Raw genomic sequence first — 25,128 nt, 5'->3', positions numbered from 1 at the left:
AAAGTCAATTAGCTAACCGCACGTTGCGGACGCTTTTTTCGCCCGGCGGTACCGTCTACCGAATGCGAACTATTTTTCCGGTAGAGGTCGAGGTATTGATCGGCAATAGTTTCGATGGAAAAGCGCGTTTTGACCGCTTCAACGGCATTTTTGGAAAGCTTTGTGTACAGCACCCGGTCGGACAGGAGTTTGTCGACGGCGGTAACCAGCTCGTCGATGCGGGTAACGTCGACCAGCAAACCGCCGTCTTCCACTACCCACGGCACGGCCCCGCTGTCCTTGCCCGCCACCACCGGCACCCCATAGCGCATGGCTTCGGCCAGCACCATGCCAAACGATTCTTCGAGAGACGCGTGGAGTAGCACGGTGCTCTGCGCAACTTTTTCGAGTACGTCGGCGTGGCGCGTCTGCCCGAACAGCACGACGTTGGAAATCTGGTGCGTCTGGCAAAAATCAGCGGCTTCGGCCCCCGGCTCAAACGCGGTGCCGAACGCCCACAACACCGCGTCGGGATGCCGCTGCTGAATCCCTTTGAAGGCCAGCAGTGCGTTTTTGCTGTTTTTGCGGTCGTCCCAGCCGTTCACCACCATGCTGATAACGGGACCCACTGGCTCAGCCAATCCAGCCTGTTTGGCGGGCACCAGCACGGGATTTGGCACAACGACTACTGGCTGCGTCGCCCAGCTCTGCACCGACTCAGCCATGTACCCCGACACGGCCGTGAACCGGCGCCCCCGGCTGAATACGTACCGGGCCATAAGCAGCATAAAAAACCGTTCGAGCGTCCGCACGTACCGGAAGATTATCCGGGCGTTATCGTGCACCGTAATGAGTGCGTCGGGTGTGTAGGCCAGAGCCGCCAGCGCAAACTCATACGTCCAGTGGGCATGAACAACCTCCGGTTTGTAGTGCTGCAGAACCCGCAGTAACTGCCCCCGCTCGAACCGGTAGAAGTCGGCGGTGCGTCCCGGTCGTTTCCCATTGGGCCGGAACGTGTGTTTGCGGGCGGGCACAACCACGTACGTCAGCAGACCGTCCTCGTGCACAAAGGGCGGCTCATCGTCCGGTAATTTAGGATCGGTAGTGATGGCCAGTACCCGGTGACCGCGTGCTATGTATTCATGGATGAGGTTCGTAATCAGGGGCGCTCCTTCCCGACCTTTGGGGTAGGTGCCAAGCCGTTGCCGGGCCAGTTCAGGCAGCAGATCGTTGGTAGCAATGGCCCCTAATACACCGATGTACATCGTGTTGCGTTGTTTAAGCGACTGGTTCATCATTCAGTAGTCAGACCAACAGCGACGGCTAAGCTGGTGCCTTGCTCCACGACCGACATGACCGAATTATAATACGTTTGAACGATGTGGCGAACCTTCGACTCCCAGTTCTGCCGCTGGGCAAAATGGAAAGCGTTCCGTCCCATTTCGATTCGCTCGTCTTCGTTATGGTACATCCATTCAATAGCTTTGGCTAATTCGGCGGCCACCGTTTCCGGCTCAGTGACGGGCACCCGGATGCCCGTTGACGGATCGACCAACTCAGCCTGCCCGTGTAAATCGAGGGTAACCACCGGCAGCGAATACGCCATGGCTTCCATCAACTGAGCAGGCCCTGTATCGCGCAGACTGGTGAACAGAAAGACGTCCGCTTTTCGGTAATAATCTTTTACCTGCTCATAATTGACTTTACCAACCCACGTAACCCGGTTCTCTAACTGATAACTGGCAATGTATTCGGGCATGTATTTACCCATCTCCCCATCGCCCACCACGGTTAAGTGAATGGGGAGTTGTGGGTTCACTTTGCTGAAGCCGTGCAGCGACAATTCGAGCGCTTTGCGCGGCATCAACCGGCCAACCCACACCAACTGCAGAATCTTGTGCGAACGCCGATGCGCAGGCTCCTGGGGAATGAAGTGGCGGCTAACCCCGCCAAACTCCTTTTCAACGCCCGTTGTCCGGCCAAGAGCGTTAATCATCCGCCGGGTGTCTTCATTCCAGGCCAGCACATAGTCGGCCTGCCGCACCGACTGGTAGCAGCCGGGATTGAACCGGAGCATGAGTCGACTCACCAATGACCTTAGTTTCTCTTTGGCCCAGTACTCTTTGAAATACCGGCGCATGGATTCGGGAGCCTCCTGCCCACCGCCCACGGGTCCGTAGATGAAAGGGCGTTTGAGTTTATACAGAAAACTGCCCAACTGAAGACTGGTGTAACTCACGTGATGGACCAGATCGAACCGGTGCTTCTTACTGAGCTGCTTTGCCACTTTCAGCGTAGCCCACTGCCAGTACAGGTAGTGGAAATACATGCCGAGCAGACCCCCGTGATACGCTTTGTCGATCCAGCGGGGCACGGTCACGTAAACGAACGTCAGGTTGGGGTGCGGAGACTGTTGCAGCTTCCGTTCAATTTCGGCCTGCCCAACGTTCCGCGTCAGACACCAGACCTGATAGCCCTGCTGACTGATCAATGACGAGTAAAACCAGCCGTTGCCTTCTTCCGAACCTCGGTCTGGAATGCAAGCGTAGGCAGAAATTAATATCTTTTTCATAACGTGAGGAAGTAAACTTATTCCGTACTCCGGCCGACAAGTGAATTCTATTAAACGTTGCGGATCAACTCAGCCTGCCTGTCGCGTCGCCTGCTTTTAAGTTGGTCGGCAAGCAGCAGCGCGTGGGCAACGATTGTAAACGTGGGGTTGGCGTGTCCACCAGTTGGAAAAACGGAGGAGCCGGCCACGTATAAATTCGACAGCCCGTACACTTTAGACCGCCGGTCTACCACGCCCGTTTGCGGATCGTCCGACATTCGGGTTGTGCCTATGTGATGCGATGACGAATTAAAATTGGCTAACCGACTGCGCAGGTATTGCCGAAAACCCGCTTCGTCGTAGTATATGTCGCCAAGCTTTTTCTCCTTGAAATTGCTGACGAACAGCGTGTGTATAGCCACAATAGAATCAATATCGCTGTCCAGAAAAACCAGTTTAACCTCAGCTCTGGGAATGCCAAACGCATCGCTCTGCGACCGGGACAAATGGACCCGGCTTTCCCGGTTTGGTGCCTGCTCCGTCTGAAAATACAGCCCCCAGTACTCGCTCCGTTTTGAGGGCATCAGAAACGGCAGCCGACGTTTACCCATCCGCTTCAGGCCCAGTTTAATGAGGTCCGGCACTTCGGAAAGGCCGTTTTTAGCAATGGTAGCCGCGTGTTCTTTCAGCGAGGGCATGAGTTGCTTTGCCTTGCTGACGGCCCGGCCCACTGACTTTTGACGAAGGATGGAGAGAACTGATTTCGCCACGAACCGCGACGAGAACAGCACGTCGCGGTGCCCGTTGGTGGGGTTGGCGTGGTACAGGAACAGGACGCTGTTCAGCAGTTTGTGCGCTTCCTGAGCGGGTTCGGGAAACCACCAGCGCCGACGGCAGTATACCCCGCCACTGTCCCGCTCAAAATCGGCTATCAGCTTCTGTTTGTCGTGCAGTTTTAGTTCGGCATAGACCCCGCTGAAGTGGACCATGTAGTACCGCCCCACGTTATCGTGCTGATTGCCAAGTCCGTTGGGAAAGTGATCGTTGGTGGAGGTCAGCAACAGACGGGCGTTTTCGATGCCGCCAGTGGCCAGCACAAAATCGCGGGCCGCAACCGTCAGCCGGGTTCCCCCCATGCTCACGGCAACGTGGCTGACAGTGTGGTTATCGTCCTCCGTTTCAATTGAAAGCACGTGCGCGTTCATCAGCACCCGAATGTTGGTGCTGCGCTCTAAGGTTGCCCGGTAGGCTTTCCCAAAATGAACCGGGGGACTCCACCGTTCCAGCGGATATGAAATCAACTCCTCCGAGTCCAGCCCGTCCAATATTTCGCGTTTACTACCCGGAAATGCTTTTTGCGCGTCGAACTCAAAGCGGCCAATCTGGCACAATTCGGCGGCTTTATGGTAGTGTGGTAACAGGTCATCATACGAAATTGGCCAGCCACTGTCCGGTACCCACGAGCGGGTTTTGAAATCAATGGGTTCAAATGGAATGCAGCGCCCACCCCAGGCTGATGAAGTGCCGCCAAACTGACGTCGGCGGTTTTCTTCCAGCGGCTCATGGGAACCAGCCGGAAACACATCACCCCGGTATAAGTCCTGATTGGCAATCGTTTCCGACCAGCCCCCGCCCGTCAGCATAATAACGCTGAGCGGGGAGCCATCGAAGCTCAGCGCCATCGAAATAGCGGCCGGGCCACTGCCAATGATACAGATGTCGGCGTTCAACGTTTGCCCGGACAGGAACGTGTTTTTCGTTACGATCATGATAGCAGTTGATTAAGTGTCGGCAAGGCCGGGGGCAGGTGAGACACGTAGCGTAGCGAGTCGATGTTGTGCGCCAGGTGGGCGGAATTACTGGTTCCAAACAGGACCGCATCGGCTTTTTTATCGGCCAGCACAGCGGCAATCAGCAACTGCACCAGCGACATGTTTGCCAATCCGTTCAGTTGCCAGACCGCATCGGCATGCTGCACAAAGGCGGGTTGCATTGCTTTATAGGCTTGCAGCGCTTGGTTTGCCAACACCGGAATGCGGTGGGAACGGCACAAGGCAACGATGGGATTGTCGCTGCGCCAGCTCACTGCCGTTTGCACTAATTGCACCTGCCCGCTGCGGATTCCTTCCTCGGCAACCCGGTAATCATTGGTTGACACGCCGGTATAGCGGGCCAGCCCCTGCTGCCTGATTTTGGCCAGACCGTCCCACGAGTCGGCATCGGCAATATCGTCCCAGTTTGGTTCGTGCAGCAGCAGTGCATCGGCCGCTTCGACACCCAGCCGTTTGTTGCTTTTCTGGACGCTGTCGATCAGGTAGGCCGACGTGTAGTTATTTTTCGCTCCGGCCCGCTGCTTTATCTTTTTACCGATCTGATTCAGGGGCGACAGCCAGCCGGGGGTGTGTACACACGGCAATCCCGCCTTGGTAACCACGAAAAACGGGTAACTCGTCGTTTTGAGGCACTTACCAATCAGCCGTTCTGAATCGCCGGAGCCGTAGAAATCGGCCGTGTCGATTAGGTTAACACCTCGTTCGGTAGCAATCTTTAGAAATGCCGTGAACGCATCGGCCGACAACCGGCTTCCCAGCGAGGCAGCCCGGCTCGTTCCAATTCCTACCGACGACAGTTGATCTAAAGAAATCATGTAATAAAGCGTTAACGTTTGTCATTTACGATAGCAGCCAACTCAGACACCTACGCCCGTTTGAGCGCTACCGGCTGGCTCATCGACGATCTCACCCAGCACAGCCGGGTACAGCTCATCAACGAACCGGCGAATTTTGGCTTCCCACAGTTGCGACTGGGCGAACTTGTAACCGGCCTGCCCCATCGCTAACCGTTCGTCGGGGTGCGCGTACATCCACTCTACCGCCCGCGCCAGGTCCAATACGACCTGTTCCTCGTTCGTTACCGGCACCCGCAGGCCCGTTGCGTAGCTCACCAACTCAGCCTGTCCGTGGAGATCCAGCGTCACTACGGGCAGCGAATAAGCCATAGCCTCCAGCAGTTGGTGGGGACAGGAGTCGCGCAGACTCGTGAAAAAGAACACGTCCGACTGCTCATAGAAATCTTTCACCCGCTGGTAGGACACGTGACCAACCCAGTTCACCCGGTCGCGAACCCCGTACCGGTCGATGTAATGCGTCACCTGATCGGCCATTTCGCCCTTTCCCCCCACAATAGTCAGCGTTACCGGCAGGTCAGGAGCCACCTGACCCAGCGCCTGAATCGTTAATTCCAGCGCCTTCCGGGGCAGCAACCGCCCCACCCACAGCAGTTTCAACGTTTGGCCGGGGTAGTGCTGAATGGCCGTTCGGGGCAGAAATGACCGGCTTAGTCCAGCATCCCAGATGCGCTCAATGGGCAAGTCGGGGCGCAGTTTTCGGGCCAGCACATACGTGTCTAAGTTGGTCACAACCACCCGGTCGGCCTGCCGCACCGTTTTGTAAAAAGCCGGGTTGGTGTATTGCAGAATTATACCGACCCAGTCGCGCATCCACTCGCGCGACCAGTACACGCCGAAGTAGCGCTTCAGCGCTTTGGGTGCCCGCTGCCCCCCACCCACCGGTCCGAAAATGAACGGTTTACGAAGTTTGTACATGAAGCTGCCCAGTTGAATGCTGCCGTAGGTAACGTGCTGCACCAGGTCGAAATGCTGCGTTCTGTCAAGTTTCCGGGCCGTTTTATATGCCTGCCACTGCCAGTAGATGTAGTGGAAGTACATGCCAATCAGCCCTTTGTGGCAGAACGCGTTGATCCAGTCGGCCAGGACGACGTAATGCACAGTCAGGTTTGGAAACGCGCCATTAGCCAGAATTGGGTCGATCACTTCCTTCCCGTCGATCAGCGTCAGGCAGTGAACGTTCAGGCCGTTCTGGCTCAGGGTTGTGGCATAGGTCCAGCCAGTGGCCTGTTCGGAGCCATGATTCGGTATGCAGGCGTAAGCCGATAGTAATACGTTCTTCATGGCGTTACAGTGGTTTCATGAGCCTGACCTTACGTAGCAGAAAACCAGTGCAGATTCGCGCAACGTCGAAGCAGAAGTAGACAACCTTCGTCCGGGAATGGGCAATGGCAAAATTGTAGCGCACTTTCAGATTAGTGGGCGACTTGATCGACGTGAAGCCCCGGATAAATTCTTTCAGACTAATGCCCCGTTCCACCTGAATTCCCGTAGCGCTGGTGTATTCGTAGACTAGGCTGGCCACGTTGACAATAAGCCGGTAACCCGCCTTGCGTGCCCGCACCGAAAACTCAATGTCGGACATGTAGTGGATGTAATTTTTCGAATCGTACAATCCAATCCGGTCAAAGACATCCAGCGGAATCAGCGTTCCCCGACCCGGTAATGACTGTGATTCCACGTGGTCAACCCGGCTGGCTAACTCCCGGTAGTTGTAGTGGTAATCTTCGGCCAGATGCCGTCCGCCAGCGGTGTACAATTCAAAGGCAGCACCGGCGTATTCGAGCTTTTGCGGGTTGTCGTTGTCCACGCTGACGGAGCCAACCAGACACGGCTTGTGTTTACGGTAAGCATCGAGCATGGTTTGCAGGTAGTCCGGGGCCACGCGGGTATCGTCGTTGAGGGTTAGCACGAAGTTTTCCTGCCGCCGGTCGCGGTGCTGGAGCGCATAGCGAACACCCCAGTTCGTGGCTTCCGTCCACCACAAATTGCCATCGCCTTTCATCACCAGTACGTCCGGGAACTCCTGCTCGATCATGATGTCGGTGCCATCGGTCGACCCATCGTCGACCACAATGATCTGAAAATTTCGGTACGTCTGGGCGGATAGACACGCCAGACACTGACGCGTGTAGTCTCTCCGGTTGTGGACGGGAATAACGATACTAATCATGAGTTCAGTTGATTTTCGGCGAAGGCGACCGGGTGAACGACAACGTCCGGCTCCGCCTGTTGGGGTGGATAACTGATTGACATGTCAAGGTTTGAATGATTCAGGCCGTAGTGCATACCGATACCCACGAAGCCCCAGTAGTACACCGGAAGCTGATAGGAAATGGCGAACACAAGCCCACTGGCGATGAAGCCGAACAGCACGGCCTGTTCGGTGGTGAACGTGCGGTTCCGGCGGTAGATGGTTATTAGCGTGCCTAAAATCAGAAGCAGGTTAATGGCAAGACCAACGGCTCCGTAGTTGTAGAGCATATCGATGTACTGCGAGTGAATGATGGTCCCTTTCTCGGGGAAGTCTTCATTCTCCATAATTTCGCCCCGGTCATAGCCGTCGTAGCGCCAGCCAAACAGCGGCCGTTCTGGAATCTGGCTCAGGTAATAGGTTGATTGTTCGACGCGCCAGCTACCCGTGTTATCTTCCTGCGGGTCGAGCATGCCCGCCATACTCTCCATAAACGAGGCCGTTTTTGTCTCGGGCAGCAGGCTCAGAGACGGAATCACCAGCGTGAGGATAATGGCAAAAACGGCTACCGTCCGGCCGATGGGCATACTCGTAACCATCAGTCGGCCAACAACCAATAAACCAAACACGAGTACGCCCGCAACCACCACCGTTGAAATGACCGACCGGTGCAGGAGAAATACGATAAAGGCAAGCGTGAACAGGGTTACGGTCAGGTGCACCAGCCGGTGATGCTTCAGGTAAAGCACTAAGTAATACAGAAACGGAATGACTAAGTACAGCGCTTCAAAGGCCGACGTTGTGCGGCTTTCGGAACTCAGGCTGTACTGAAAAATCTGGCCCAGCAGGATCTGGTTAATAAAGAAGAAGCCGAAGATTAGGTAAACGACGTATTCAAATTTAAACGGCTCTATTCTGCTGATGGCGTAATAAGCGCTGAGGGCTAAGCCGCAGTAAACGAAGCGTTTGATAACGAAGTACGAGTAGACGAACTGCCCGTATTCATACCTCGACTCCAGCACCAGCCCAATCACGCCGAGCACCAGCAGCCACGCAACGACTTTGTACAAACCGGGCTGACCAGCGTACAGCAGCACCAGAGCCGGAATCCCTACGAGGGCGATGCCATTAACGGCCATTGTCAGTAACGGGCTGCCCTGATTGCCGCCGTAAACCAGCGCACTCACGCCGAACAGCAGCATAAACAGCACAAACCGATGAATCCAGGTTATCATATACTTACGCTTCGATGAGCGGCTCTTGAGCGTGACTCGTTTGCTGACGACCAATAGCCGCCCGGTAAAAAAGGATGTGTTTGTCGATCATGATGTCCAGCCGGAACCGGTCACAGGCGTACTCCCACTGCTGATCGGCCAACTGACGTCGGGCGTCGGATGAGTGATAGCGCAGGATAGCATCGGCCAGTTCGGAAGCAGTCGTCTGCGCGGGCAGCAAGCCCCGATGGTGCGCGTCGAACTGTTCGGGGATGCCCCCCGTTGCCAGCGCCAGCACGGGCGTTCCGGCGGCCATTGCTTCGGTGATGGTGTAGCCCCACGATTCGTTCCGGGCGGTATGCACGTAGAGCGAAGCGCGTTGCAGGAAATTCATCGGGTTGGGTTGATAGCCCAGAAACGACACGCATCCCTCCAGGTTTTTCTCCCGGATCAGCGCTTCCCACTCCGTCCGTTTCGGCCCATCGCCCAGCAACCAGACCTGAAAATGGGTGAAACCCCGGTTGCGCAGCTCGGCCGCAGCGTCAATTAGCAGGCGCTGATTTTTGCGGGTCTCAACGGTGCCGATGTTCACGATGGTAAATAAGGTATTGTCGGGACGGTCTGTTTTTTGCCCAAACGTCACGCCGTTGTGAATGACGGTGCAGGTAGCCTGTTGCGGACGCAAAAACGCCGACGCCCGTTTAGTGTAGTCCGAAACGGTGATGAACGAATCCAGTTGCCGAAACAGAAGCCGATACCAGCGTGCCAGTTGCCGGTGTGTCCAGTCGTTCAGCGTATACTGATCCCGGTATTCGGTCAGCGGGTCGTCGTTGAAATGGCAGGTCACGGCAACCCGGTCTTTGCGGGAAAGTGCCCGTGCAGCCGCAGCCCCGGAGGTAACATCCTGGGCGTGAACAAAGTCGAACGAGTGCGCGCCCTTCCAGCGAATAGATACCCAAATGCTCAGGAAGTTTTCCAGTTCGAGGTAGAGAACCCGGCCGTTCGGACCAAACAGAGCCGCCACGCGCCGGAACGCGCCCAGCACTTTTTTGGCCACAACAGGCGTGTCGGCTGGGGTTATGAGCTGAACATCGTCGACCCGGCCAGACAGGTGCGCCAGCAGCCGGTTGTAATGCGCCGTAACGCCCGTCCTGGAAGTCTGTGTAGCGGATGCAACGAGTAAAATCCTCATAGCTAAATCACTGATTTACAATAAATTGCCGTTCTACTTGTGCAGCATTCGGTATAATTTCACGGTCAGAATATTGCCCGGCTTCTTGCGGAAGTTGTTGGACAAACTATCGAGAGCGGCTTCGCTGTAGAGCAGGAAATTGTACAGCCGGTTGGCCCGTTTGTCCACCGCCTGCGCCATTGTCTCCTTCAGCGACCAGCTCATGAAAACCATCAGGCCGTACTTGTTGCCGTGGATATTCTGAAACACCCGGCGCTGATTCCGGACGGCGTAGTATTGCTTCCACGCCCCCGGCCAGGGAATCCCGTTCCGGTCGAACGAAGGCGGGTGATAGAACACCGAACGGGGCACGGTAACGACCGGATACCCCATTTTCTGGACGCGGGTCATGTATTCTACTTCGTCGCCCCAGATGAACAGTTTCTTGTCGGGCAGGCCCACATTCCTGACGACTTCCGAGCTGATTAGCGTACCATTGAAGAAGAACGCAACACCGTAGACCAGGTCAAACGGCGTCATATCGGCCACTTTGCGGTAGCTGCGGTTGGGGCGGTCCACGTAAAAAGCCAGTTCGCTGCTGTCCTTGTTACTCACCGACACGCAGTTTTTGATGCAAGGACCAATATTGGGCGACGCTAGCAGGGCTTCGAGCGCGTCGGGAGCGGCTAAACAATCGTCGTCCATGCACCATAACCAGTCGAACCCCGCCCGGTAAGCCGTGTCGATACCGGTGGCAAAACCGCCCGCCCCTCCCAGATTCGGCTGAGTGACGATTTGCAGGCTCGTTTGTTCAGCCAGCCATTCATCCGTGCCGTCTGTGCTGCCGTTGTTTATGACAACAATGGCATCCAGCCGTCGCGTTTGTTCGCGTAGACTGGCAATGCACTTTTTCAAATCGGCGAGCCGGTTGTAGGTCACAACCACAGCAGCTACAGTTTCCATCTTATGTTGTTTACTTGAACAGGGTAGCCAACCGGGTTTTGCTGAACACCACAGCCTCTCGCAGATACGCCCGTTGAATTACCTGTATGCCTTTGGCAGACAGGTAGGCATACATGGCCAGCGCAATAAATGATTCGGTTCCAACCCAGGCGTAGGCAGCTCCCACATAGCCCATTTGTTGAATAAACAGGGTATTGAGCAGCAACCCAATGACTGAACCGGTGAGGGTGATGCCGAAAAAAGCACCGTCCATTCGGAGGTTCAGCATGGTATGAAAACCCAATAAATTGCTGATGCCAATCGTGATGGGTAGCAGCGCGACAATCCGCAACACCTGGATGGCATCATGAAACTGGGGGCCATAAAACAGGGTCACAAATGCCGGAGCGATTACCCACAAACCCACGGACACCAGTGCCATGAAGGCAAGCAGCGGGAAAAATGTGGTCCGAACCACGCGCAGTCCCTGGTCCCGACCCTGCCCAAACGCACTGGCAACGATGGGGAAAAACGCCTGATTCAGGCCCATCGTAACAAACGACCGGGCAATGGCTTCGAGCCGGGTACCAGCCGCAAAAATGCCCACGTCATAGGCGTTGGTTAATAGTCCGAGCAGAAAAACGGCCGATCCCGCGTACAGCGTGATGGTAACGGACGAGAAAAACAAGGTACTGTTATCCCGAAACCGCTGAAGCAACTGCGCAACGGTCGGCCAGGTGAATGTTAAGCGAAACCGGCGCAGAGCGACCCGGAACGCAACGACACTCACCACCACCTGCGCCACACTCACCGACAGATTCTGATAGATATAATCGTCTGGTTGCCGGATCAGTAGAAACACTGACAGCGTGAACAGAATTTTCACGCCTAAATTAAACAAGGCCACCCGGCCTAAATCTTCCATTGCCTGATAGAGCCAGGTCGGGAAGAGCACAATACCAATGCAGCTTAGGTAGGTGCAGGTATGCAACAGCAGATGCACCCGAAACTCAGGACTGAACCAGGTGATGCCCGCGAAAATAATCGTCGACAGCAGCCACAACAGGGCTTTTCCGGCAATGACCTCGCTGAACGTCTGGTTTATTAAGGCCTTATCCGTTCGGTTGGCCGCAATGGTTCGGACGGCGGCCATGTCGAAACCGTAGTTGATGAGCAGCGTGAAGTAAGCCACATAGGCCATCGAAAAATTGAGCAGCCCCAGCCGCTCCGGGCCAATGATGCGCACCACATACGGCACCGTCAGCAACGGCAGCAGCATATTGGCCATCTGGACGCTGAACAGCGACGCGACGTTGATAGCAAAACGCTTCAGCACGGACCTCGACAAAACCCCATGCCGGGCCGCCACCGGAGAAGCAGGTGGTGCTTGTCCGGTGGCTACGTCTGCATCAGTTTCCATCACTTCGTTGCTAAGCATTTTGCGTGTTGTTTCATCAATCCGTAGCTACACCAAAATAAACGTATTCCAACGGCTCAGGTCCGGTCGCTTCCAGCCGGTGCGGAACGCCAGCCGGAATTCTGACAAACACGCCGGGCTGCAGATCAATAGACTGGCTGTCAACCGTGTACACGCCCGCTCCTCTCATAAAAAAGAAGCACTCTTCCATGGTTGGGTGCGTATGCAGTTCGCAGAAATCCGTTTCCGAGAATGTGCCGTAAGCCACCTGCGTGACGCTCGTGGGTGTGTCGCCATTTCGGAGAAAAACCTGCTTAACGCCCTGAGCGTGAGCGGTAAGCTCACCCTCAAGATCCGCTAAGGAAGCCGTAATGCGTTCCATTAGGCTTCCACGAGTTCGGGTACTTTTTTGCGGATCTGCTCCGAAATCCAGTCGTAGGTTTTCTCCACGCCCGTGCGCAGGGGTGTCGAGGGTGCCCAGCCCAACTTTTCCTGAATCAGGTGATTGTCGGAGTTACGGCCACGCACGCCAAGCGGACCCGAAATATTGTTGATAGTCAGACTTTTGCCCGATATGCCGATCACCATCCTGGCGAAGTCATTGAGCGAAATCATCTCTTCCGAACCGATATTGACGGGTCCCGAAAAGTCGGAATTCATCAACCGCCGGATGCCTTCTACGCACTCGTCCACGATCAGGAACGAGCGGGTTTGCTTGCCATCACCCCAGATGTCTATGGAGCCACCGTCTTCGGCTATGGCTACTTTGCGGCAAACAGCAGCGGGTGCTTTTTCGCGGCCACCGTCCCAGGTTCCCTGTGGACCGAAGATGTTGTGGAAGCGGGCAATGCGGGCTTCGATACCGTGGTTTTTCTGATAGGCCAGAAACAGCCGCTCCGAGAAGAGTTTCTCCCAGCCGTATTCGCTATCGGGGTTGGCGGGATACGCCGAATCCTCCGAGCACTTCGGGTTGTTGGGGTCCATTTGGTTGTGCTCCGGGTACATACAGGCCGACGACGAATAAAAAATGCGCCGAACGCCTTTGTTTTTGGCGGCTTCCAGAATGTTCAGGTTGCACAGCACCGAGTTGTGCATGATGGCCGCGTCGTTGGTGCCGGTAAACACAAACCCCGCGCCCCCCATGTCGGCGGCAAGCTGATAAATTTCGTCGAGGTCGTCGGTAACTACCTCATTGGCTACGTCCGGGTCCCGCAAATCACCGATTATGAACTCATCGGCGTTATCATTGTCGTACTCATTAGCCTTCACGTCGACTCCCCGAACCCAGTATCCCTCTGACTTGAGTCGATTAATCAGGTGGCCCCCAATGAAGCCACCGCCACCACAGACGAGCGCTTTTTTCATAGTTTTTGATCCGCCGAAGCGGTTGATTGTTTAGTAGGTGATAAAATTTCCTTTAGGTTGAGCAGAATAAACAGCGGCACCACTTCTAAGTAGCGCTTATACAGTCGTTTAGGCTCTTTGGTAAGCCGAAAAAACCATTCCAGCGAGAGTTGCTGCATCCAGCCGGGAGCCTGCGCCACGCGGTCGGTATGAAAATCGAAAGCCGCCCCAACCGTCACAATGAAATTGACATTGGTCCACTGCGCCAGCCGCCGGGCAAAGCGCTCCTGCTTGGGCGTACTCAGACCGATCCAGACAATGTTGGCTCCCGATTGGTTAATGGTTTGAGCCAGTTGCCTGAACTCATCGTCCGACATCTCGCGGAAGGGCGGGCAGAAGGTTCCCACCACCCGGTAGTTGCCGAATTTGCGGCCAACGGCGGCTTTCAACGCATCGGCGACGCCTTCCTGACCACCGCACAAAAAGTGGCTAATGGGTTTAGCCGCGCTATTCTCGAACACATCCCGAAAAAAGTCGGGGCCATAACACCGCGTCATCTGCGTAGCGCCTTTCAGCTTGCCAACCCAGACACCGGGCATCCCATCTGGCAAATTCCAGTGAAACGAATCCAGCACGGTCTTAAACTCCGGTTCTTTAAAAGCCGTGACCAAACCGTGTGCGCCCGTTGCGCTGATGCATTTGTTCTGGCGGGGCAACGTCGGTTCAGACTGCCGGATCACATCCCGCACGGCGGTGTGCAGCCCGGCATCGTAGAGTTCGACTTGTAATACTTTTGTCATTGCATCCGAATTTTTAACGCTCGACATGACCGTTTACCAAACCTGTTTATTGCCGCGTACAGCCGCCTTAACCGTCCACCAGCAGATCCTGACGTCTAAGCGCGACGATTGACGACGGATATAAAGCCGGTCGTAGCGCACCCGAATCTTCATTTTGTACAATTCTTCGGTTTCCCCCCGCGCACCCCGTGCCTGAGCAAGCCCGGTTATCCCCGGCCGGACGGTGTACCGCTCCCGGTAGCCCGCCAGGGTGTCCCAATGCTTGGCATCGAGGGGAAGTGGGTGGGGGCGCGGCCCAACGACGCTCATGTGCCCGGCCAGCACGTTGAAAAACTGCGGCATTTCGTCCAGACTCGTCTTGCGCAGGAAGCGTCCAAGGCGGGTCACGCGCAGGTCGTTGCGCGTAGCCTGCCGAAACTGAGCGTCCTTTTCATAGGTCATCGTCCGGAATTTCAGGCACGGAAACACACGCCCATTTCGCCCCGTTCGCTGTTGTACGAACAGGGCCGGGCCGGGCGAGGTCGCCTTTATCAACAGGACAAGTAGAGGTACAAGCCAAATGAGAATCGACAGGGTCACCAAACCGGCCACCATTATATCAAATACCCGCTTTTTTGAATCGGCCAGCAGCCCTCTCAGGGTATGCGACCTTGCCTGAGCATCGCGGCTCAGGTACATGTGAAACGTTTCTCCGTCAGTAGATGAAGCCTGCATAGCCGATTGGATTTCCATGCATATAAGTTGAGTAAGTTCGGCCTTTCAGCCGGGCAAAAGACCACTTGCGTGGTTTAACGATAGGAATAGCTGTTCTTAATCCGGTCGTTGAAATGGTAGGCTTCACTGCCACCCACCGCGTTCAGAATCACACTCAGGTTTTGAAAACGCTGCTCACGGTACAGCGTATCGAGGAGCTTGAGACTATGTTTGGGCGTTACGCCGTGACGAATCACGAACAGCGTTGCATCGGCAACGGGGGCAATCACCTGAGCGTCCGTAACAATGCCAATCGGTGGCGCGTCGAGCAGGATAAACCGAAACTGCGTCCGGAGTAACTCGATCAACTGCTTTAGATTGGGTCCGCCCAGCAATTCCGACGGGTCGTAGGGCAGTGGACCGCTGGGAATAATGAAATAGTTGGGGTGCCCCGGCACCGGTTTAAGGATTTCGGTCAGCGTAGCCTGTCCATTCAGGTATGAACTGAGACCGACTGTGTTATCGATGTCGAACAACTGGTGCAGACGAGGCATGCGCATATCCAGTTCCACAATAACCGTTGGCTGATTGGTCAGGGCTAAACTCGCGCCCAGATTCAGGGATACGAACGATTTTCCCTCACCACTCATGCTGGACGTAAACAGCAGCACCTGCTTGGGGTCAGTTTCATCATTCCAGACCTGGAGATTCGTCCGAATAGACCGAATCTGTTCGGCAACGACGGACCGTTGATGGGGGGCCACCACCAGAATGTCGCGGTGGCGCTTGTTCATTACCTCGCCGAGGATGGGCACCTGCGTCATCGTCTCGACATCCGTCCGGCGCGTTACCCGCGTGTTGAGCGCGTTTTTACCCGCAACGGCGGCTGTTGGCAGCAACAACCCAACCAAGCCAAAGAGGGCATAAATCACGATGCCAACCGGCTTAACGGGCGCTCCACTGCTTTTGGCCACGTCGAGAATCCGGCTGTCGGCAACCGAAGCCGCAAAAGCAACGGCCATCTCTTCGCGTTTCTGAAGCAGGTACGTATATAAATTGTCTTTGATGGTTTGCTGCCGGGTCTTATCCATCAGCGTCCGTTCTTTGAGGGGGATACTGCGGATATTGTCTTCGATCTTTTCGTTTTCAGCAACGTATTCCTCTTTCGACCGGGTCAGCATGGATTTCATGGTTCGCACATTCTGACTGATGTTATTTTTCGTTGCTTTGATCTGACTGTCAATGGTTTGCAACATCGGATTTTCGTTCGACGTAGTTTGAGTCAACTTGTCGCGCTCCAGTTCGAGCTGCGACAGTCGGTTGATCTCGCCCAGCAATACGGGGTCGCTGAGACCCACCGTGGCGGGGGTGCTGCCCCGCTTGTCAGACTGTGTCGTAATGAACTCCTGCAAATCGTTGAGGGCGGCCAATTGAATGTTTACCTGATTGAGTTGCGCATCGTTACGCTCGGTTGTTTGCAACAGCGACTCGGCCTGAGCGCTCAGGTCGGTAATGCCCTTCTCCGATTTATATTGTTCAACGTTTTTCTCAACCGCTGCCAATTCGCCGGATACCATGCGCAGCCGCTTTTCCACAAACTGGAGCGTGTTGGCGGCCACCTTATTTTTGTCAGTGACAGCCGCCTGGTTGTAGGCAGCAATCAGGGTGTTGAGAATGGCCTCGCCCTTTTGCGGCACGGCATCTTCGAGCGTCAGGCGGATAACCGTCGATGTTTTGCTGGTTGGTTCAACTTTAAGATTGCTGACGTACATACCCGCAGCATCGGCCGGTGGCATCGCCTGAATCAGCACCGATTCCGTTTGGGGACCTACCGGCTGGCGCGTCAGAATGCGCAGCGATCCGTAGGGCGTTTGAATGCGCTGATTAAGTGGGTAGGTTTGCGCGTCGATTCGTACCGTTTTGTCGGTTAGAAATTGCAGCGTCAGCGGCTTTTTGTACAGCGTCGGCGTGGGGGATTCTACCAGCATCCAAACCGGCGATTCGGTATAAATCTCCCGCTTGCCAAACGCCGTTTGCCGGAAATAGCGGGCATCCAGATGAAGCTTAGCCACAACCTGATCCATCAGCGTGGACGATTTGAGCACCTCCAGCTCATTTTCGACTACTTTCTTGGGCGCATACACTTCCAGTTCTTTCAACGGGTTTGTCTGGGTGTTACCCCGTTTTTCGTCCTGAAGGAGCAAACTGGCCTGAATCCTGTAAATGGGTTGCTTATAGAGCAGATAAACGTAAGCACCCGCCAGCGCCAGCCCCACCGACAGCACGAACCAGGGCCAGTGGCGAAGGTTGGGGAGCAGATACGTCCGGAGCGCCGAGTTTGGTGATTCGACGACCTGGTAGGGGGTATACGTGTGAGCCGATTGTACAGCCATGTTGATGAGAAGTAACGTTGGTTAGTAACGACGAGGTGTCTTGCTGCTTAACGGGGCCGGGTCGCGATGATGGCGATGATTGATAAAACCCCGGTCACGATGGGGGCCAGTTGATAGGCTCTGTCCACACTAGTTACCCGCACTTTGCCCGGTTCCACATACACCACATCATTCGGGCGGAGCTGGTAATACGGAGATTGAAAGGCGTCGCGCCGGGTGAGGTCGAGCCGGGCAAAAATGCGCTGCCCCCCCACCTCCCGGATAATCAGCACGTTGTCGCGACGGCCGTAGATTGTCAGGTCACCCGCCAGACCCAGTGCTTCGGGCAGCGATATCTGCTCGTTGGGAATGGTAAACAAAGAAGGCCGGGACACCTCGCCCAGTACCGAGATTCTAAAATTTAGATTACGAACGTTAACCGTCGGTTCCTTGAGGTACGCTTTGAGCTTGTCGCTGATCAGCTCGCCAGCCTTAGCGGTTGTCAGGTCGACCACGGTTACCTGGCCAACAAGCGGCAGTTTAATGGTGCCATCGGTGGCCACTAAGTAGCCCGACATTCGACCCAACGAGTTGTTGTTGCCTGCGGCAGCACCGTCGGCCATTGATGCCGGGTTAAAATACGCCGACGCTTCCGTATTAAGACTGCTTACCTGAACCGACAGCACATCTCCCTTTTTTATGGCAGGGATAAATGGCTCCGGTATGCTCATTGTGTCTTCGCGCGTGGATGTTCCTTGAAAATAGACTACTTTTCTGGCCGACGTGCACCCTTCTAAGGATACTACCGAAAGTAGGATGGCCACAAATCCGGCCAAAACACTGACTCGTGCGCTCACTCTTTTTTCTATCACTTTATATACTATTTATCAAGGTGTGGTAACGCAGCCTGCCCGATTGATGATTAAAGAAGGGCGCTCTTTTTTATCTGCCTTTCACGGTTACTTTCTGTAATTGACGGACCGTCTGCACTGCTCACATCAGGCACTGACCACTTGATAATTGCACTGATATGTACTCTAAAGTTAGGCAGGTAGTTTCCGACGTCAAAAGCGGCTTCGTTAACAGATGATATCTGTCATTATATATATAATTGATATGTATCTACTATATTTTTGAGTTGTGCGTATTAGTTTACTTTATGCATAATATACCAACATTTTACTTGTACATATTTGATGGTAATTTGGATAAAATTTACTTATGCCGACAAAGAAATTAACCAATGCTTCACCTCAAAATAGGACAATAGTTATATTCCTGACTTTAATAATTATAAGTCGCTTTTACTACCGTAATGACTTACTTTTAAACATTTCATGAAAATATCGTATCTGTTTTTAATGAATCAGCTTCTTGAGCACAAATAGCTTCGTCCATTACGAAAAACCGCCGATAGCTTTATTGCTATCGGCGGTTTTTCGTAATGGACCGTTAAATTGCACTAAATGGAATGGATACCTATCCTCACACGTGAGCCTGTTAGGGGATCAGAGCCCCCGTTTCGTCGTAGTTCATTGATGCCTCGCAGCTACCACCCAATACGGCGTCATACGGTTTCCCTCCCGTACCTTTTATGAGCTTATTATTAGTCAATACGTTATTGGTAGCTCGGCTACCGTAAGCCATAAATGTCGCCTGGTTTTCGCTGCTGTTCTTGTTGGAGATGGTATTATTGGTGAATGTGTTGTTGGGGGAGTTATCACAAATCACAGCTTTGTTAGACGAGCTTTCAATGGTATTCTCCGTAAATGTTCCTCCCTTAGTCGAATGGGCCAACTCCAGAATACCCGACATTCTAAAAACGTTTTTGCTAAATGCCACAGCACCGGCGTTGAAAAGCTGCACCCCGCCGGTGCACACTCCCACCGTTGAATTATTGGTGATGGTCATGCCGCCAATCACAGACCCGTTCCCCCCCCCATCGTTGGAGCCTTCGAGAAACTTGTCGAACGTACCCTCAAAGCGGTTGTTCGTAATGCTGACGCTCCGGGCGGCTCCGGCTATTTCAATACCGAACAGGCTGCAGTCCTTCACCTGGTTGTCATCAACCTTAATCTGCTCCAATGGTCCCGAGAGCGAAAGTCCAAAGCGGCAGTTGTAAAACGTGTTGCCCATAACAACGATGTTCTTTCCGGCGTAGACATTATAGTTATCATGGTTAAAAATCTCACAGGCCATGCGCTTCGCCCGAACGGTGTTGTTCAGCACACGAATGTCCTCACCCGTTTTTCCGGCTTGAATCTTCACGGTCAGCCAGTTCGTACTGTCTTTAGCCGCCACGTCGGCACTGGCGCAGTTTTGAACCGTCAGGTTCTTTATGGCGGGACCATCGATATAAATCACCCCGTACCGGCCATTCTGCTTAGAAGTTACGTTCCAGGTCAGGCCGTCGAGTAAAACGTTTTCGAGGGGTAAAGTCGGGTCTTTGGCATTAACGAACGAGATGTAGGATTGCGGAAGCGTAATGGTCACCTTTCCCGGATTGCCCCGAATACTCAGGTTACTGCGCAAGTGGACCTCCGTCAACTGCGTGTACGCCCCATCGGGAATCATCAAATCACCCGTAGCGCTGATTGCTTTCTCCAGCGCTGGCCCGATGTCGGCATCGGACGGCTTTACGCCGAACCAGAATAGGTTTGCAGGCCCTGTGAAGTCACGTTTGTACCGGTATCCTTTACTGGTAACTAAGGTAATACCCGTGTTATCGACACTGCTGCGGTCGGCAACATCGAGACTAAAAACCCCCTCGCTGCCCGCATCCGTGATCCGAATCCGGCTGGGAACCGATGTACCACCAAACGCCCGTAGCCGGTCGATGGTGAGCGTGTCTTCCCGCTGCACAATGGTATCGGGCACGGGGTCGGTCGGCTTGCAGTAGGATAAAAGCGTTAGGGCAACAAATGCACTTAACCCAAGCAAAATTGACTGCTTCATAATGACGAATGTAAAATATAAAACGTTGATCCACAATGCCTTATTCCAGTGGCATTGTGTGAGATTACAGGATATGTGCACAATCAGCGCACACCGGCCAGCGTCTTTAACCGGTTGTAAATCCGGGTGGGAACGCTATAACGCTGCAATGTTTTATGGTGATAATAATCAGTCGTTTCAACGGTAGCCGGTAGTTCAAAGACCCGTTGCGTACCCTCATCCAGTGTTGTTTTGTAGCGGTTATATATATCCGTGTGCGTCGCGTCGCTGCCGAACCCAATGTTCTGCACTTTCGACACCGTTGGGTACACGCTTAACCCATTCTCTTTAAAGCGATTATAACAGAACCGAATATCCCACGCATCGGCCCGGCCTTCCATCTGATCCCGTAACATGCCAACCAGGTCGGAGCCACCCTGCATAAAGGCTTTCTGCTGCCGTTTGTCTTTTTCAAAAGCCGGGTAGTCGGTCATCGCCCAGTCAACCGACTGCCAGCGATCAGCCCAGGTAGCCCAGCCCCAGGGACTATGACGGGGGATGAAATAAGCATCCGACCCGTATTCAGATGGCTTTGGAAACGGCATTGTATAACCAGCAGCCGAGTAAACGCGCCGGTTATCGGCATACTGGTTCAGACATTGGTTCATGAAGTCCAGGAAGTTCGGCGTCGTCACAATATCATCTTCCACGACAATAACCGATGCGTGCGTGGCCAACACCTGAGAGATGCCCCGAATAATTGAATCAGCGCAACCAATGTTCGATTCTGCATAATCCCGATGAATGGTGCGGAACCCAGATGCGCCATCCATAATTTTGTGAACCTGAGCTACTTTATGCGCATCTTCCGGTCGCTTGGACGCGTCAACGAAGATGTATAAATCACTTTGGGCTGCTAAATAATTGGCCTGTAAAGCCTTAAGCGTTGCTAACGACTCCACAGGACGCTTGTAGGCGAATAAAAGCACGGGTGCATTCATAAAAATAAATTGGGGAAGAGTTGGGCTATACGGTCAAGCAGTCAATTCTTACAAAAACGAATAGCTATGCATACGCAATTGATTACGTTACCGATCTGATTATGAATCTAACGTAGTAACCGCATCGAATAAAGAATAAATACCTCTCCGCTTAATTTAATAATATATATAAAAGCTATTTATAGATATTGTATTGATTTATATAGTAAAACACAGTAAACTATACATTGATTTGGTAACAACTTATTAGAATTCTTCTTAGAGAAAATGTGAAGTTTCTATATACTACCTGTTAAAAAATTAACGTTCGTTATGCCTTAATAAGACCGTAAGTTTCAAATCTACAGAGTGACACTACTCGCAAATTTTCGTCAAAAGGCTAAAAGAAGGTTAATAAAAAACCTACTTTTCAGTGCCACGGTAGATCGGGAACAGAAAAGCAGGCTGCTAACCGACGCCTAAAGTTATGTACCGAAGATTAACTTCAACTCATTATTCTGATTTTCGATAAATGGCAAATTATGCATACCGGTTAAATTGAGTTGTGCAGCGGTGTGTTCAAGACGAGCGCGGGACACTGGAATAATCACGTCGTCTACCAATCGAATCGAACCCGACCGCCCCTTTTTGTACAAGAATTCCTGTACATACATGGGATTGATGATCGCGGATCGATGCACCCGAATGAAGTTGAGGTGTTGCTCAAACCAGAAGAGTGGCTGAGCGACAACCAAAACGCTGCTATCCTTGTGATGAATGCGGGTATAGTTCGCATCACCCTGTAACCAAACAATTGAGTCGATGATTACCGGGTCCGAGTAACCCACTAATTGTATGCTGTCCATGTTAATACGTTCCATACAGGATTTGTTGAGTGATGTACATACGGAGGTGATGGAAATCCGGTTTCGTTCGCCCAGACGTATGTGTAACAGCGTTTAGGCAAGCGTTTGACTCAGTTGTCAGGCTTTGTAACTTTGATTGTATTTATCGAGTTAGATTTAAGCAGGGGGTAATTAGGCAAAATTTGTCTATTTGCTGTGTGGTGTTGGTGTAGATGCGGTTTTGTGTATCCTGATAAATTCATCCTATAATGCCTATACGGAAGCCGGTTGAACGAACCATCCGTACTGACGATTTCCGGGACAAAGCGTACAGCTTTGTTGTGGAATCGGCACTCGGACCGGAGCAAACCCCCGGCGTAGTGCTGTTAAGTGCGTCGGCGGGCTATTTATTGACGACTTCAGCGACGAGTCAGCCAAAGCGGGAACAAGTTGTTCGCTACGACCGACAAGTTGACAATAGCTGGGTGGCTACGGCTACCGTTACCGTTACCTTAGTAGCGGCCGACGAGTTACCCGTTGATGGAACAGTCGTTATTCACGACTCAGGCGGTGAAACTGCCGTTTTGACGGTTAATACGGTGTCTACGTCACTAAAGCGCTTAGATACCCCTTTACTGACCGTTAGCCAGCCGGCGCTGACCTTTATCGGCGCATCGCCTGACAAGCCGGACTTTCGGGTGATCGCCATTGCCCAGCGTGGCTCCAGCGAACCGGTTACGCTCACGACGGATGCACCCGCTTATTTTCAGTTGGCCAGCGACAATCATCCGGCGTTTTCTCCTTCGCTGACGCTCACGCCATCGCCCGTGGGAACGTATGTACATATTCGTTATGCGGCCAGCCGATACGGTTCGCACACGGGACAGTTGCTCATTCAGGGGATTACCGGACAGGAGACGGTGACTTTAAAAGGAAATAACGCAGGCCCGTTTGCCTTTCTGAGTTCTGTTAACCAGGCAACTCTGGTGAAACGGAGCGGTGAGTTGCTGGCATTGGTGCTTGTTACCGGATTGGCTTACGCTGGGTACAGCTACCGTTGTCAGTTCTTTCCCGCCTTATGCCAGCAGGAAACACTAAACCAAACTACGAATACGGTAGCACCCGCCCCGCCAGCAAGCACCCGTTCTGTGTTTACCGAACGGAAACCAGCCAGTCGGGAAACAATACCCACAACCGGGACTGAAGCAACGGAATCGTCTGGTTGGCAATTTTCCGGTGGTGAGCGTGAACCAGTAGAACGCCCTGCTGAACAGCCGGTTTATAAGGAAAATGTAACGATTACTAACAATAATGTATCTTCGTCCAGCAACGCGGTGTCCGGCAGTTCGGACAGGCGCAAAAAAGTAGTCAACCGGAACACAGCTAACACCGCCGATGAACGGCCTCGTCGGCGGGTAAAAATACCTGTTCCACTAACCGAAGAGAGTGAACTGGAACGGGAGCTTAATCAAAATTCACAAAACTAAATCTGATTAACACATGAACGTTATGAAATGTATTTTTACGCTGTCAACGGTCGTTTGCTTTTGGTTTACACCCGCGTTAGCCCAGGATGCCCGCACACCCCTACAGGCTGTTCAGTTCATCAAGTTAGCCAATACTCTTCGTGAAGTCGACAAATCGCAGGAGTCGATCAGCTTGTTGATGCGTGCCATGCCCGCTGTTCGGTCAAAGAACTTGTATTGGGAAGCCGTGGCGAACGAACTGCTGGGTCTTTCCTACAACGACTTAAAAGACACCACCAATGCGTTGCGGTATCTGGAGCGTGCCAGAACTCAATATACCAACCTTAAATACGTGGCCAGCGGCTGGGGGGTTAACGAAATCATCCGCAACATCTCCGGTAAAAATGTGTATGCGGGCATTCAGATTGGTGCGTCAGTTATCGACGTGGCCATTTTCAAGACAAAGTACGAGACCGACTTTTACGACAAGGACGTCAAATCAACGTTCTCAATTCCAAACAGCCCGCAGTTTTTTGCCGACGCATCCGGTTCGTTCAGGGCGGGGCAGGATGCGCTTCGGGTTGGGCTGGATTCGATCCGACGCTACAACATCCCGAATGAGCGCATTTTCATTGTGTTCAACAGTAATCTCGACGAAGAGCTGTCCCGAACACCCGAAAAGCGACAGGCTTTCTACCGCCAGCTGGTGCGGGTGTTACCCAATGCTTCGTTGCGCATCGACACCACGCTGACTCCGGCTCGTGAAGCTGAATTGTTCACGATTGGCACCATTCCCCGGAAAGTGTGGCCAACAACATCGGCGCTCAACCTGGGGAATACCAGCACCATGGGTGGGTATTTTGACCGCGATGCCAGCCGCCGAAACTATACCAATTCAACGAAATCATTCCATAAAATCAGTTTCCCCATCGGCGTCAACTCCCTCGTCAGCCGAATTGAAAGCAAACGGGCATTGTCGATGGATGCCTACCGGCGGGAAGCCCAGCGGGTGGTTCAGGCCGTGGCCGATTCAGCACTGACGGCTCAATTAGGCACGGCCAATTCGGGTTTGCAGGAGCGCCGAACCGTTGGCATTGGGGGCGAAATTGTGCTGGCATTGGTGTCCTACCTGCACCCCGAACGGGCTAATGTCACCGCCGTTCCCGTTTCAACGGCCGATGTTGAGCAGTTTAAACGGTTAGCTCTAACCGATTACAAAGCCCTCACCCGACCCGACCTGTCGTCCATTGCGGACCCGTCCGTGCGGGCCAATGCCGAAAAAGACATTGCGGCCATTCAGGGTCAGCTAAATGAGAAGCAACTCATTGCCGGAGCCTTGTGGCTCGATGCCGTAATGAAACAGTACAGCACGGCATTCAGCCCAAAGCGATTTGTGTTTGTTCGTAATGCTGGCATTGGCTGGGTAACGGGTAAGTTCCTCGAAACGATCAACTACGAGTACGAGTCAACGATTGCCAAAGGGGGCATGTACATCCGTTAAGCCCGAAACGCCTGATTCCGCTTTCATTACGATCTAAAC

General features: G+C 53.4%; 21 protein-coding genes. 2 read left to right on the top strand and 19 right to left on the bottom strand.

Going from position 1 to position 25,128, the window contains the following annotated elements:
• Positions 1 to 8: 8 nt before the first annotated feature.
• The 19 genes from ACYVHB_RS10465 to ACYVHB_RS10375 all read right to left on the bottom strand — a co-directional run bounded on the left by ACYVHB_RS10465 (position 9) and on the right by ACYVHB_RS10375 (position 22,158).
• Positions 9 to 1,277, bottom strand: coding sequence for a glycosyltransferase family 4 protein (locus tag ACYVHB_RS10465; protein ID WP_461051669.1), 1,269 nt, complete (start codon positions 1,275 to 1,277; stop codon positions 9 to 11).
• Positions 1,274 to 2,551: a glycosyltransferase family 4 protein gene (locus tag ACYVHB_RS10460; protein ID WP_461051668.1), complete on the bottom strand. Its 1,278-nt coding sequence runs from the start codon at positions 2,549 to 2,551 to the stop codon at positions 1,274 to 1,276. Before ACYVHB_RS10460 ends, ACYVHB_RS10465 begins: the two co-directional genes overlap by 4 nt.
• A gap of 50 nt (positions 2,552 to 2,601) precedes the next feature.
• Positions 2,602 to 4,299 (bottom strand): GMC oxidoreductase, encoded by a 1,698-nt coding sequence (locus ACYVHB_RS10455; RefSeq protein WP_461051667.1) that lies wholly within the window; start codon positions 4,297 to 4,299, stop codon positions 2,602 to 2,604.
• Positions 4,296 to 5,177, bottom strand: coding sequence for an aldo/keto reductase (locus tag ACYVHB_RS10450; protein ID WP_461051666.1), 882 nt, complete (start codon positions 5,175 to 5,177; stop codon positions 4,296 to 4,298). The genes ACYVHB_RS10455 and ACYVHB_RS10450 overlap by 4 nt, the downstream gene beginning before the upstream one ends.
• A gap of 42 nt (positions 5,178 to 5,219) precedes the next feature.
• Positions 5,220 to 6,500 (bottom strand): glycosyltransferase family 4 protein, encoded by a 1,281-nt coding sequence (locus ACYVHB_RS10445; protein WP_461051665.1) that lies wholly within the window; start codon positions 6,498 to 6,500, stop codon positions 5,220 to 5,222.
• Positions 6,501 to 6,504: 4 nt separating this feature from the next.
• Positions 6,505 to 7,389, bottom strand: a complete 885-nt coding sequence (locus ACYVHB_RS10440) for a glycosyltransferase family 2 protein (protein WP_461051664.1) — start codon at positions 7,387 to 7,389, stop codon at positions 6,505 to 6,507.
• Positions 7,386 to 8,645 (bottom strand): O-antigen ligase family protein, encoded by a 1,260-nt coding sequence (locus tag ACYVHB_RS10435; protein WP_461051663.1) that lies wholly within the window; start codon positions 8,643 to 8,645, stop codon positions 7,386 to 7,388. The genes ACYVHB_RS10440 and ACYVHB_RS10435 overlap by 4 nt, the downstream gene beginning before the upstream one ends.
• A 4-nt stretch (positions 8,646 to 8,649) precedes the next feature.
• Positions 8,650 to 9,816 (bottom strand): glycosyltransferase family 4 protein, encoded by a 1,167-nt coding sequence (locus ACYVHB_RS10430; RefSeq protein ID WP_461051662.1) that lies wholly within the window; start codon positions 9,814 to 9,816, stop codon positions 8,650 to 8,652.
• A gap of 33 nt (positions 9,817 to 9,849) precedes the next feature.
• The gene (locus ACYVHB_RS10425; RefSeq protein WP_461051661.1) at positions 9,850 to 10,758 is read right to left on the bottom strand and encodes a glycosyltransferase family 2 protein; all 909 of its coding nucleotides are present in this window, start codon (positions 10,756 to 10,758) and stop codon (positions 9,850 to 9,852) included.
• Between the two features lie 10 nt (positions 10,759 to 10,768).
• Complete coding sequence (locus tag ACYVHB_RS10420; RefSeq protein WP_461051660.1) at positions 10,769 to 12,175, bottom strand: flippase; 1,407 nt, start codon at positions 12,173 to 12,175, stop codon at positions 10,769 to 10,771.
• 16 nt (positions 12,176 to 12,191) lie between these two features.
• Entirely contained in the window at positions 12,192 to 12,536 is a 345-nt protein-coding gene (locus ACYVHB_RS10415; RefSeq protein WP_461051659.1) for a cupin domain-containing protein, read from the bottom strand.
• Positions 12,536 to 13,519, bottom strand: a complete 984-nt coding sequence (locus ACYVHB_RS10410) for an NAD-dependent epimerase/dehydratase family protein (protein WP_461051658.1) — start codon at positions 13,517 to 13,519, stop codon at positions 12,536 to 12,538. The genes ACYVHB_RS10415 and ACYVHB_RS10410 overlap by 1 nt, the downstream gene beginning before the upstream one ends.
• On the bottom strand, positions 13,516 to 14,298 hold the full coding sequence (locus ACYVHB_RS10405) for a WecB/TagA/CpsF family glycosyltransferase (protein ID WP_461051657.1): 783 nt from the start codon (positions 14,296 to 14,298) through the stop codon (positions 13,516 to 13,518). The genes ACYVHB_RS10410 and ACYVHB_RS10405 overlap by 4 nt, the downstream gene beginning before the upstream one ends.
• A 33-nt stretch (positions 14,299 to 14,331) precedes the next feature.
• Positions 14,332 to 15,030, bottom strand: a complete 699-nt coding sequence (locus ACYVHB_RS10400) for a sugar transferase (protein WP_461051656.1) — start codon at positions 15,028 to 15,030, stop codon at positions 14,332 to 14,334.
• Between the two features lie 56 nt (positions 15,031 to 15,086).
• Complete coding sequence (locus ACYVHB_RS10395) at positions 15,087 to 17,384, bottom strand: GumC family protein (RefSeq protein ID WP_461051655.1); 2,298 nt, start codon at positions 17,382 to 17,384, stop codon at positions 15,087 to 15,089.
• A 47-nt stretch (positions 17,385 to 17,431) separates the two neighbouring features.
• Complete coding sequence (locus tag ACYVHB_RS10390) at positions 17,432 to 18,220, bottom strand: polysaccharide biosynthesis/export family protein (RefSeq protein WP_461051654.1); 789 nt, start codon at positions 18,218 to 18,220, stop codon at positions 17,432 to 17,434.
• 643 nt (positions 18,221 to 18,863) lie between these two features.
• The gene (locus ACYVHB_RS10385) at positions 18,864 to 20,318 is read right to left on the bottom strand and encodes a right-handed parallel beta-helix repeat-containing protein (protein WP_461051653.1); all 1,455 of its coding nucleotides are present in this window, start codon (positions 20,316 to 20,318) and stop codon (positions 18,864 to 18,866) included.
• An 83-nt stretch (positions 20,319 to 20,401) separates the two neighbouring features.
• Positions 20,402 to 21,298: a glycosyltransferase gene (locus ACYVHB_RS10380; RefSeq protein ID WP_461051652.1), complete on the bottom strand. Its 897-nt coding sequence runs from the start codon at positions 21,296 to 21,298 to the stop codon at positions 20,402 to 20,404.
• A gap of 464 nt (positions 21,299 to 21,762) precedes the next feature.
• Positions 21,763 to 22,158 carry a LytR/AlgR family response regulator transcription factor gene (locus tag ACYVHB_RS10375; RefSeq protein WP_461051651.1) on the bottom strand — a complete coding sequence of 132 codons (396 nt, stop codon included), beginning with the start codon at positions 22,156 to 22,158 and terminating at the stop codon, positions 21,763 to 21,765.
• A gap of 233 nt (positions 22,159 to 22,391) precedes the next feature.
• On the opposite strand from ACYVHB_RS10375, the gene ACYVHB_RS10370 reads away from it, so the two are divergent.
• Together ACYVHB_RS10370 and ACYVHB_RS10365 are read left to right on the top strand one after the other, a co-directional pair.
• Positions 22,392 to 23,609, top strand: coding sequence for a hypothetical protein (locus tag ACYVHB_RS10370; RefSeq protein WP_461051650.1), 1,218 nt, complete (start codon positions 22,392 to 22,394; stop codon positions 23,607 to 23,609).
• Positions 23,610 to 23,631: 22 nt separating this feature from the next.
• Positions 23,632 to 25,089 (top strand): tetratricopeptide repeat protein, encoded by a 1,458-nt coding sequence (locus tag ACYVHB_RS10365; protein ID WP_461051649.1) that lies wholly within the window; start codon positions 23,632 to 23,634, stop codon positions 25,087 to 25,089.
• Positions 25,090 to 25,128 lie beyond the last annotated feature (39 nt).

Source organism: Spirosoma arcticum, assembly GCF_054779955.1.
This window is presented reverse-complemented; position numbering and strand designations above follow the sequence as displayed.